We start from the raw sequence: 11153 nt of genomic DNA on the forward strand, positions 1-11153 counted from the left end.
TCACCTGGTTCAAGACCACCAAGAAGATGACCGGCACCGGACGACGGATCTTCCGGATTGCCCCCATCCACCACCACTTCGAGATGCTCGGCTGGGAGCAGGTCACCGTGGTGATCCGCTTCTGGATCATCACCGGCCTCTTCGTGGCCACCGGGCTGGGCGTCTTCTATGCCGAATGGGTCGCCCGCCTGTGATCCGCCTGTGAGCCGGCCCGACCCCACGTCCCTCGGTCGCCTCGACGCCTGGGACGGGGTGAGGGCCGTCGTCGCCGGCTTCGGTGTCTCCGGCTTCGCCGCTGCCGACAACCTGACCCACCTGGGTGCGAGCGTCACGGCGCTCGCCGAGGGCGCCCGCAACGCCGAGGAGCTGGAGAAGGCCGAGCTCCTCGAGGTGCTCGGCGCCCGCGTCGACCTGCACACCGGGGCGACGCTCACGCTTCCCGACGACGTCGACGTGGTCGTCACCTCGCCGGGCTTCCGCCCCGACGCGCCGCTGCTCGCGCAGGCCCACGCCCGCGGCATTCCTGTGTGGGGCGAGGTCGAGCTGGCCTGGCGCCTGCGCCACCCCGAGCAGGACACCCCGTGGCTGTGCGTCACCGGCACCAACGGCAAGACCACGACCGTGCAGATGCTCGACTCGATCCTGCGCGCCGCCGGGCTGCGCAGCGCCCCCGTCGGCAACGTCGGCCTGCCGATCGTCGAGGCGGTCATGGACCCGACGCCCTACGACGTCCTCGCCGTCGAGCTCTCCAGCTTCCAGCTGCACTACACCGACTCGATGAGCCCGCAGGCCTCCGCGGTCCTCAACATCGCAGAGGACCACCTCGACTGGTACTCCGGCCCGTCCGGCATGGAGGCCTACACCGCCGACAAGGGCCGCATCTACGAGCGCACCCAGCGGGCGTGCGTCTACAACGTCGCCGACCCGGCCACCGAGGCGCTGGTCCGCGAGGCCGACGTCGTCGAGGGCGCCCGTGCCATCGGCTTCACGCTCGGCATGCCATCGGTCGGCATGGTCGGGCTGGTCGAGGACATCCTCGCCGACCGCGCCTTCGTCGAGTCGCGGGACAGCACGGCCGCCGAGCTGTGCACCGTGTCCGACCTGGCCTCCGACGCGCCGCACTTCGTGGCCAACGCGCTCGCCGCCGCGGCCCTCGCCCGCGCGCACGGGGTGGACCAGGTCGCCGTACGCGACGGGCTGCGGGCCTTCCGCCCCGACGGCCACCGCATCGCCCTGGTCGCCGAGCGCGACGGCATCGGGTGGGTCGACGACTCCAAGGCGACCAACCCCCACGCGGCCATGTCCTCGCTCCAGGCCTACGAGTCCGTGGTCTGGGTGGCCGGTGGGCTCGCCAAGGGGGCGCGCTTCGACGACCTCGTGCAGGCTGTCCGCGGTCGGCTCCGGGGGGTCGTGCTCATCGGGCGCGACCGCGACGTGATCGCGCAGGCGCTTTCGCGACACGCGCCGGATGTCCAGATGTTAGCCGTCGACGGCGGAGAGACTGACTCCGACGACAGTGGACGGGCCCTGATGGGGCGTGTCGTGGACGCGGCGGCCGACATGGCACAAACCGGGGACACGGTGCTCCTCGCACCGGGATGCGCCTCGATGGACCAGTTCACCAGCTATGCCACACGAGGCGACGCCTTCGCCGCAGCAGTCCGGGACAGGCTCGACGACCAGCACTAGCACCACCGGCCACGAGAGGGGAGCGACGTGACCACCGCGCACCCCGGGGACGACCGCCTGGGCCTGAGCCTGGGCCGGGTGACCGGCTGGACCTCTGCCCTGCGCGACGCGCTGGGCCGCCCGCTGACGTCCTACTACCTGCTCGTCGGTGCGTCCGCCCTGCTGCTCACCATCGGCCTGATCATGGTGCTCAGCGCATCGAGCGTGCGCTCCTACCAGTTCACCGGCGACTCCTTCACGATCGTGCGACGTCAGCTGATGTGGGTGCTCATCGGGGTCCCCGCCGCGTTCCTCGCCAGCCGGCTGCCGCTGCGCCTGCTCCGCGGCCTCGCCTACGTCGGATTCTCGGTCTCGCTGGTGCTGCTGACCCTCACCGCCTTCATCGGGGTCGAGCGCAACGGCAACACCAACTGGCTCGCGATCGGGCCGCTGGTGATCCAGCCCTCCGAGATCGCCAAGCTGGCCCTGGTGATCTGGGCCGCCCACATCTATGCCAACAAGGAGCGACGCCTCGACTCCTTCCACCAGATCGTGGTGCCCGTCGTGCCCGGCATGCTGCTCGCGACCGGCCTGGTGATCTTCGGCAAGGACCTCGGCACCGCCCTGATCCTCTTCGCGATCCTGCTCGGCATGCTCTGGGTCGTGGGTGCCCCGATGCGGTTCTTCGTGATGTCGACGCTGATCGTCGGCGTCGGCGTCTTCGCGATGGCCACCACCAACGCGGAGCGCTTCGAGCGCATCACCACCTTCATCGACCCGTTCAAGGACTTCACGGGAAGCGGGTGGCAGCCGGCCCACGGTCTCTACGCCCTGTCCAGCGGCGGGACCTTCGGCCAGGGGATCGGCGCCAGCCAGCAGAAGTGGGGCTACCTGCCCGAGGCCCACACCGACTTCATCTTCGCCGTCCTCGGCGAGGAGCTCGGGCTGGTCGGCACCCTGCTGGTCGTCGGGTTGTTCCTCACCATCGCCTATGCCGCGCTGCGCGTCGCCCGCGAGACCGCCGACCCTTTCGTGCGCTACTGCAGCTTCGGCATCGTCGTGTGGCTGATCGGCCAGATGATCATCAACGTCGGTATGGTGCTGGCCCTCCTGCCCGTCATCGGCATCCCGCTCCCACTCGTCTCCTACGGCGGCTCGAGCCTGGTTCCGACGCTCGTCGCCATCGGCCTGCTGGTCGGTTTCGCCCGCCGCGAGCCCGAGGCCGCACGCGCCCTGGCGCAGCGCAGGTCGGTCCGGTCGGCCGGCCTCTCCGCCCGATGAGGACACTGGCCTGATGCGCGTCCTCCTCGCCGGTGGTGGCACCGCCGGCCACACGTCCCCCCTGCTCGCGACCGCCGATGCCCTGCGTCGGCTCGACCCGACCGTCGAGATCACCTGTCTCGGCACGCCGCGAGGCCTGGAGAACAAGGTGGTCCCAGCCGCCGGCTACCCGCTCGAGCTGATCGCGCCGGTGCCGTTGCCGAGGCGGCCCAACGCCGACCTGCTGCGCGTGCCCGGCCGGTTGCGAGGAGCGGTCAAGCAGACCCTGGCGATCATCGACCGGATCCAGCCCGACGTGATCGTCGGCTACGGCGGCTACGTCTCCATGCCCGCCTACCTCGCCGCGCGCCGCCGCAAGCTGCCGCTGGTCATCCACGAGCAGAACGCCCTGCCGGGTCTGGCCAACAAGGCCGGCGCCCGCGTCGCGACCCGGGTCGCGGTGAGCTTCCCCGACACCGACCTGCCCAAGGCCGAGTACGTCGGCCTCCCGATCCGCCAGATGATCTCCGGGCTCGACCGCGCCGCGTCGCGCGCGGAGGCCCGTGCCTTCTTCGGCCTCGACCCCGACCTGCCCACGCTCGTCGTCACCGGTGGCTCCCAGGGCGCCCGCCGGCTCAACCAGGCCGTTTCCGGCGCCTCCGCTGCACTGGGCAGCGCCGGGGTCCAGGTCCTGCACGTCGTAGGCCCCCAGGGCGAGGCCACGCCGACCGCGACGGGCACGCCGTACGTCGTCCTCGACTTCGTCGACCGCATGGACCTGCTGCTGGCCGCCGCCGACCTCATGGTCTGCCGCGCCGGCGCCAGCAGCGTGATCGAGGCCGCGGCCACGGGCGTGCCCGCGATCTTCGTGCCGTTGCCGATCGGCAACGGCGAGCAGTCCCGCAACGCCCGCGCGGTCGTCGAGGCCGGGGGAGCGCTGCTGGTCGACGACGCCGACCTCACCCCCGACTGGGTCGCCGACACCGTGCCCGGGCTCGCCACCGACGCCGGTCGCCTGGCCGCGATGAGCGCGGCCGCCTCGGGTCTCGTCCCGCGCGACGCCGACGAGAAGCTGGCCGCCATCGTGGTCGAGACCGCCGCGGGAGGCCGCCGGTGAGGGTGCCGATCCCCGCGGTGATCACGCCGGCCGAGCACCTCGGGCGGGTGCACTTCGTCGGCATCGGGGGAGCCGGGCTGTCCGGCATCGCCCGCATCATGCTGGCGCGCGGCATCAGCGTGAGCGGCAGCGACGGCACCGACAGCCCGACCCTGGAGGCGCTGCGCACGCTGGGGGCTCGGGTCGACCTCGGCCACGACGCCGCGCACGTCTTCGGCGTCGACACCGTGGTCGTCTCCACCGCGATCCACGAGGACAACCCCGAATACGTCGAGGCCGTGCGCCAGGGGCTCATCGTGCTGCCCCGTTCGGCGGCCCTGGCCTCGGTCATGGCCGGGCGCCGGGTGCTGGCTGTGGCCGGCACGCACGGCAAGACCACCACGACCTCGCTGCTCACCGTGGCCCTGCAGGCCGCTGGCGCCGACCCGACCTATGCCATCGGCGGCGACCTCGCCCAGACCGGCGCCAACGCCGCCGAGGGAGCCGGCGAGCTGTTCGTCGCCGAGGCCGACGAGAGCGACGGCGCCTTCCTGGTCTACGAGCCCTACGCCTCGGTCGTCACCAACGTCGAGGCCGACCACCTCGACCAGTGGGGCACCGAGGAGGCCTACAGGGCCGCCTTCGACGAGTTCGCCGGCAAGGTCGACCCCGACGGTTTCCTGGTCTGCATCCTCGACGACCCGGGAGCCGCCGCGCTGGCTGCGACCTCGGCTGCCCGGGGCAGGCGCGTGGTCAGCGTGGGCGAGGACCCCCGGGCCGACGTCCGGGTGGTCGATCTCGAGCTCGTCGGCACGACCTCCTCGTTCACGGTGATCGACGGTGGGGTCGAGCTGGGCCGTGTCACCCTCCAGATCCCCGGTCGCCACTACGTGCTGGATGCTGCTGCCGCGCTGGCCACCGGCCTGCGCCTCGGCTGCCCCTTCGAGGACCTGCGCCGCGGGCTCGAGGGCTTCACCGGGACCCGCCGCCGCATGGAGCGCAAGGGTGAGGCCGGGGGAGTCCGTGTCTACGACTCCTATGCCCACCATCCCGCCGAGATAGCCGGCGACCTCGTCGCCGCGCGTGCCGTCGTCGGCGAGGGGCGTGTCGTGGTGGCCTACCAGCCCCACCTGGTCTCCCGCACCCGGATCTTCGGCGAGGCCATGGGCGAGGCTCTCGGGGCCGCCGACGAGGTCGTGGTGCTGGACGTCTACCTCGCCCGGGAGGAGGCCGACCCGGCGGTGACGGGGGCGCTCGTCGCCGACGCCGTGCCGCTCCCCGCCGGTCAGGTCGCCTTCGTCCCCGACTTCGACGCCGTCCCGGCCGAGGTCGTACGCCGGGCCCGTCCCGGCGACCTGGTGGTCACCCTGGGTGCCGGGACGGTGACCGCGCTCGGGCCGCGCATCCTGGCGCTGCTGGAGCCGGGCGATGGCTAGCGCGACCCGCACCCGCGACGGTGGGGAGCGCACGACGCAGCAGACGCGCCGGCGCTTCGCCCGTCGCCAGTGGGCGCGGCGCTGGCTGCGCTGGAAGCCGGTCGTCGCGCTGGTCGCACTGCTGACGCTGAGCATCGCCTGCGTCTACACCGTCTACTTCTCCGACGCCCTGGCCGTCGAGGGTGTCGAGGTCACGGGCAACTCGCGACTCAGCGACGAGCAGGTCCTGGAGGCTGCCGGCGTCCCGGTCGGGGAGCCGCTGGCCCGCGTTGACATCGATGCCATCGGTGGCCGGGTCGGCTCGCTCGCCGACGTCGCGTCGGTCGACGTCTCCCGCGCGTGGCCCCACGGGGTGCTGGTGGCTGTCGTGGAGCGAACGCCCGTGGCCCTGCTCGAGCTCGCCGGGTCGCTGCGCGGCCTCGACGCCTCGGGGGTCGTCTTCGGGACCTTCCAACCGGCGCCGCCCGGGCTCCCGCGGGTCCAGACCACGTCGTCGACGAGTGCGGATGCCCTGCGCGAGGTCGCCGAGGTCGTCAGCGCCCTGCCCGACGACCTCGCGGCCACGGTCGACCACGTCGAGGTCGAGACCGTCGACCAGATCACCCTCGTGCTGCGCGACGAGCGGGTGGTGCGGTGGGGGAGCGCGGCACAGTCCGAGGAGAAGGCAGCCGTCCTCGAGGCGCTGCTGGGCCAGGACGCACGTGCGTACGACGTCAGCGTGCCGGGCACGCCCACCACCACCCGGTAGCGCGCGTCGGCTCGTCGGCGCGACGTCCGAAGCATCAGCTTCACTGCCGTCGCTGCGGCGTGTCTGCGCGCCCTCGGTCGTGCCGTTCCCTACTGTCATGGTCACGACGAGGTTGACATAACTATAACCCTCAGGTTGAGGGTCAGAGTTCTCGACTCGCCGATCTTCTTCCCCGCCGGACCCGTCACACCCATCGACAATCCCCAGCACTTATCCCGAGAGGTGAAGCCGCCGTGGCAGCTGCACAGAACTACCTGGCCATCATCAAGGTCGTGGGCATCGGTGGCGGCGGCGTCAACGCTGTCAACCGGATGATCGAGGTCGGCCTCAAGGGCGTCGAGTTCATCGCGATCAACACCGACGCCCAGGCGTTGCTGATGAGCGACGCCGACGTCAAGCTCGACATCGGTCGCGAGCTGACGCGCGGCCTCGGCGCCGGCGCCAACCCCGACGTCGGGGCCCAGGCCGCCGAGGACCACGCCGACGAGATCGAGGAGGTCATCAAGGGCGCCGACATGGTGTTCGTGACCGCCGGCGAGGGTGGCGGCACCGGCACCGGCGGCGCGCCCGTCGTGGCCCGCATCGCCCGCTCGCTGGGCGCGCTGACCATCGGCGTCGTGACCCGGCCGTTCTCCTTCGAGGGCAAGCGTCGCGCCGGGTCGGCCGAGGAAGGCATCGCCGGTCTCCGCGAGGAGGTCGACACCCTCATCGTCATCCCCAACGACCGGCTGCTCTCGATCAGCGACCGCAACGTCTCGGTGCTCGACGCCTTCAAGCAGGCCGACCAGGTCCTGCTGCAGGGCGTCTCCGGGATCACCGACCTGATCACCACCCCCGGACTGATCAACCTCGACTTCGCCGACGTCAAGTCGGTCATGGCCAACGCCGGCTCGGCCCTCATGGGCATCGGCTCGGCCCGCGGGGAGGACCGAGCGGTGGCCGCGGCCGAGATGGCCGTCTCCAGCCCCCTGCTGGAGGCCTCCATCGACGGCGCCCACGGCGTGCTGCTCTCGATCGCCGGTGGCTCCGACCTCGGTCTCTTCGAGATCAACGAGGCCGCGGGGCTCGTGGCCGAGGCCGTGCACCCGGAGGCCAACATCATCTTCGGCGCGACGATCGACGACGCGCTCGGTGACGAGGTCCGCGTGACGGTCATCGCGGCCGGCTTCGACGGTGGCGCGCCCAAGCGTCGCGACGAGGGCCAGACCCTGCGCCGCGACTCCAAGCCGATCCAGACCCAGGCCGAGACCCGGGCCGCGGCCGCTGCGGTCGCGTCGCGACGCGACGACGCGGGCGCCGGGCCGCAGGAGAAGCAGTCGGTGCTCGCCGGGGCACGCACCCCGGCGACCCCGCCCACCACGACGCCGACGAACGCCTCGACGACTCCTGCGCCGACGACCCCCAAGCCAGCCCCGCGTCAGGTCCACTACGACGCCGACGAGCTCGACGTCCCGGATTTCCTGAAGTAGCCCGCTTGTACGCCTACCGCGCAGCCCTGGACCCCGTCGACCTGTCGTTCACCGACCGGTTCGGCGGGGTCAGTGCTGCGCCGTTCGACGAGCTCAACCTGGCGATCGAGGGCGACGACGACCCGGGCTCCTGCGCGACCAACCTGCGCCGGGTGATGGATGACTTCGCTCCCGGCGACGACCTCGCCGACCTGCACCAGGTGCACGGCTGCAATGTCGTCGGCCCCGACGCGCCCGACGCCCGTCCGCGCGCGGACGGCATCGTGACAGACCGGCCCGGCGTCACGCTGCTGGTCCGGGCCGCCGACTGCGTCCCGGTCCTGCTCGCCGACCCGTCCGCCGGGGTCGTGGGTGCGGTCCACTCCGGCCGCCCCGGCCTGGCACTCGCCGTCGTCCCGGCGACCGTGGCCCGGATGCGCGAGCTCGGCGCCCGGGCGTTGACGGCCTGGGTCGGCCCGCACGTGTGCGGCTCCTGCTACGAGGTGCCCGAGGAGCTGCAGGTCGAGGTGGGCGCCCTGGTGCCTGCGGCCGTCGCGACCACGTCGTGGGGCACGCCCTCGCTCGACCTGGGTGCCGGCGTCCGCTCCCAGCTCGAGGCCGACGGCGTGCGCGTCGTCGATGCCTCCCGCTGCACACGGGAGAGCCCCGATCTCTACTCCTACCGACGCGACGGGCGACACGCCGGGCGTCAGGCCGGGCTGATCAGGATTCGACCGTGACGGCCCGGGCGGACGAGCTCGCCGCCAACCTCGCGACCGTGCGCGACCGCATGGCGCGGGCCTGCGGCGAAGCGAGCCGTGACCCCGGCGAGGTGGACCTCATCGTGGTCACGAAGTTCTTCCCCGCCTCCGACGTGCGGGTCCTCGCCGACCTCGGGGTCACCGACGTCGGCGAGAACAGGCACCAGGAGGCGGAGGCCAAGGCCGCCGAGTGCGCCGACCTCGGGCTGCGCTGGCACTTCATCGGCGGCCTGCAGAGCAACAAGGCGGCCGCCGTGGCGCGTTACGCCGACGTCGTGGAGTCCGTCGACCGGGTCAAGCTCGTGGCCGGGCTCGACCGGGGCGCGGCCGAGCGTGGTCGTGACGTCGAGGTGCTGGTCCAGGTCAGCCTGGACGGGCCCGGGGCCGAGCACCGGGCCGGGGTCGACCCGGCTGCGCTCCTCGATCTCGTCGAGGTCGTCGTCGGAGCCGATCACCTGGTCCTGAGGGGGCTCATGGCGGTCGCGCCCGTGGGGGTCGACCCGGCAGACGCCTTCGCCCGGCTGGCCGCGATGCGTGCCGACGTACTCACACGGGCGCCGGAGGCGACCTGGTTGTCGGCCGGCATGAGCGGCGACCTCGAACAGGCCGTTCAGGCCGGTGCGACACACGTGCGCGTCGGCTCCGCGGTCCTCGGATCACGGCCCCAGGTCAAGTAGTGTCCACACCAGAGAAAGTGCGTCCCGACAGGGGCGCCTGCGAAGTTCCGGAGGAACAGTCATGAGCGGTGCGATGCGCAGGATCGGTGAATACCTCGGCCTGCTCGAGGACACCGGTCGTTACGACGACTACGACGGCGACGACTACCACACCCAGGAGACGACGCCGGTGGCTGCCGCGCGCTCGCCGCGGGCCCACGAGCCGCGCCCCGCGCCCGTCTCCGACCTCTCGGAGCGCCGTCGCCACACCGTGGCGCCCGGCCCCACCGGCGTCGTCGCTGAGCTCTCCCGCATCACCACGCTGCACCCGCGCACCTACAACGAGGCGCGCACGGTCGGCGAGAACTTCCGCGAGGGAGTCCCGGTGATCATGAACCTCTCGGAGATGGACGACCAGGACGCCAAGCGTCTCGTCGACTTCGCTGCTGGCCTCGTCTTTGCCACCCGTGGCACCATCGAGCGCGTCACCAACAAGGTGTTCCTGCTCTCCCCGCCCAATGTCACGGTCGCAGCCGAGGACAAGCAGCGGATCGCCGAGGGTGGCTTCTTCAATCAGAGCTAGGACGTCGTGGAAATAGCTGGCCGGATCATCGATGTCATCCTCTGGGTGTTCATCGGACTGCTCTGGATCCGATTCATCGTCGACTGGGTGCAGGTCTTCGCCCGGTCCTGGAGCCCGCGCGGTTTCGTGCTGGTCGTGCTGGAGGTCGTCTACTCCGCCACCGACCCGCCGATCAAGGCCCTGCGCCGGCTGATCCCACCCTTGCGCATCGGAAACTTCGCGCTGGACCTGAGCTTCATCATCGTGATGATCTGTGCTTACCTGCTTCGCTACGTCAACCGGGTCGTCTTCCTGTCCTGACCCCCGGGTCGGGTGCGAGGCGCCAGGTGGGGTTGCGCACATGGTGCGACGTCACACCAGTCCCACGCAGGCGCTATTGTTCGACGGACACACGTACTGCTCCAACCGATCAATTTATGAATGGGTGAGGTCATGCCGCTGACGCCTGAGGACGTGAGCAACAAGCGATTCACGCCTGTCCGGCTCCGTGAGGGCTACGACATGGGCGAGGTCGACCAGTTCCTCGACGAGGTGGAGACCGAGCTCGCTCGGTTGACGAAGGAGAACGAGGACCTTCGCGCCAAGCTCGCCTCGGCGCAGAGTGGCGCACCCGTGTCTGCTCCCGCCGAGACGGCGTCCCAGCCGGTCGTCACGGAGAAGGCTCCTGAGCCGGCTCCCAAGCCCGAGCCCGTCGCCGCGCCCGAGGTGCCCGTCGAGACCATCCGGGTCCAGACGGTGCCGCAGGCCTCCAACGCTGCTGCCCGCCTGCTCGAGATCGCCACGCGCAACGCTGACGAGCTCGTCGAGGACGCCAAGAACCAGGCCGACAAGATCGTGGGCGAGGCCCGCACCAAGGCCGAGCGCCTCGAGGCGGAGTCGAAGAGCAAGGCCGACCGGCTCGAGTCCGACGCGCGCACCCGCTCGCAGATGCTCGACACCGAGACCGCCGAGCGTCGCACCCAGCTCTTCGGTGACCTCGAGAAGGAGCGCGACAAGCTCAGCGTCGACGTCGAGAACCTCCGCTCCTTCGAGCGCGAGTACCGCTCGCGCCTCAAGAGCTACTTCACCCAGCAGCTCGAGTCATTGCAGGGACAGGCCGAGACGGCTGCCCCCTCCACCGACGAGACGCCGGCGCCCAAGCGCCTGCGCTCGATCCTCGGGGAGGAGGAGGGCTGAGTCCCTCCCACCCCGCGTGAGGTTCGGCCGGTCCTTCGGGGCCGGCCGTTCTGCACGTCCTCGGTGTGGCGGGTTTGAGCCGCCTTCCCGCACCGGCTACCCTCCGTGCAGCCCGTGGCTCCTGTCGCGGGGTCCTTGCGGTCCCAGGGAGGCCCTTTCCATGGCTCGAAGCACCAGGAAGTCGTTGGCCGGTCAGGCAGCGTCCGCTGCACGCAGGGTGATCTCCCGTCGCCCGGCCAAGGCCGCTGCCACGACGGAGTCGCCGGCGAGGAAGGCCGTTCCGGCGAAGAAGGCCGCACCGGCGAAGAAGGCCGCACCGGC

The 11153-nt window shown here is 71.5% G+C and carries 11 protein-coding genes and 1 pseudogene; all 12 read left to right on the forward strand.

The annotated features are described in order from the left end of the window. Window positions 1–194 (forward strand): annotated as a pseudogene (locus tag BM204_RS20680) (phospho-N-acetylmuramoyl-pentapeptide-transferase); the annotation flags it as partial. Next, window positions 169–1689, forward strand: a complete 1521-nt coding sequence (gene murD / locus BM204_RS20685) for a UDP-N-acetylmuramoyl-L-alanine--D-glutamate ligase (protein WP_091117338.1) — start codon at window positions 169–171, stop codon at window positions 1687–1689. The pseudogene BM204_RS20680 and the gene murD, both read left to right, overlap by 26 nt. A 27-nt stretch (window positions 1690–1716) precedes the next feature. Continuing rightward, a complete protein-coding gene (gene ftsW / locus BM204_RS20690) occupies window positions 1717–2949 on the forward strand; it encodes a putative lipid II flippase FtsW (RefSeq protein WP_091117340.1) in 1233 nt (410 codons plus the stop codon). A 10-nt stretch (window positions 2950–2959) separates the two neighbouring features. Continuing rightward, complete coding sequence (murG, locus tag BM204_RS20695) at window positions 2960–4045, forward strand: undecaprenyldiphospho-muramoylpentapeptide beta-N-acetylglucosaminyltransferase (protein WP_281290182.1); 1086 nt, start codon at window positions 2960–2962, stop codon at window positions 4043–4045. Beyond that, window positions 4042–5460: a UDP-N-acetylmuramate--L-alanine ligase gene (gene murC / locus BM204_RS20700; RefSeq protein WP_091117343.1), complete on the forward strand. Its 1419-nt coding sequence runs from the start codon at window positions 4042–4044 to the stop codon at window positions 5458–5460. Before murG ends, murC begins: the two co-directional genes overlap by 4 nt. Beyond that, window positions 5453–6208, forward strand: a complete 756-nt coding sequence (locus BM204_RS20705) for a cell division protein FtsQ/DivIB (protein ID WP_091117345.1) — start codon at window positions 5453–5455, stop codon at window positions 6206–6208. Before murC ends, BM204_RS20705 begins: the two co-directional genes overlap by 8 nt. A 233-nt stretch (window positions 6209–6441) precedes the next feature. After that, window positions 6442–7677, forward strand: coding sequence for a cell division protein FtsZ (ftsZ, locus tag BM204_RS20710; protein ID WP_091117346.1), 1236 nt, complete (start codon window positions 6442–6444; stop codon window positions 7675–7677). A 5-nt stretch (window positions 7678–7682) separates the two neighbouring features. Continuing rightward, the gene (locus BM204_RS20715; RefSeq protein WP_091117348.1) at window positions 7683–8396 is read left to right on the forward strand and encodes a purine nucleoside phosphorylase YfiH/LACC1 family protein; all 714 of its coding nucleotides are present in this window, start codon (window positions 7683–7685) and stop codon (window positions 8394–8396) included. Beyond that, a complete protein-coding gene (locus tag BM204_RS20720) occupies window positions 8393–9094 on the forward strand; it encodes a YggS family pyridoxal phosphate-dependent enzyme (protein WP_091117349.1) in 702 nt (233 codons plus the stop codon). The genes BM204_RS20715 and BM204_RS20720 overlap by 4 nt, the downstream gene beginning before the upstream one ends. Before the next feature lie 61 nt (window positions 9095–9155). Beyond that, window positions 9156–9656, forward strand: coding sequence for a cell division protein SepF (locus tag BM204_RS20725; protein WP_091117351.1), 501 nt, complete (start codon window positions 9156–9158; stop codon window positions 9654–9656). 6 nt (window positions 9657–9662) lie between these two features. Continuing rightward, window positions 9663–9956: a YggT family protein gene (locus tag BM204_RS20730; RefSeq protein ID WP_091117352.1), complete on the forward strand. Its 294-nt coding sequence runs from the start codon at window positions 9663–9665 to the stop codon at window positions 9954–9956. Between the two features lie 132 nt (window positions 9957–10088). Then, on the forward strand, window positions 10089–10832 hold the full coding sequence (locus tag BM204_RS23465; protein ID WP_170259076.1) for a DivIVA domain-containing protein: 744 nt from the start codon (window positions 10089–10091) through the stop codon (window positions 10830–10832). The last annotated feature ends 321 nt before the right edge of the window (window positions 10833–11153 follow it).

The sequence above is a fragment of the Nocardioides psychrotolerans genome (genome assembly GCF_900113685.1).
GTDB classification, from domain to species: Bacteria; Actinomycetota; Actinomycetes; order Propionibacteriales; family Nocardioidaceae; genus Nocardioides; species Nocardioides psychrotolerans.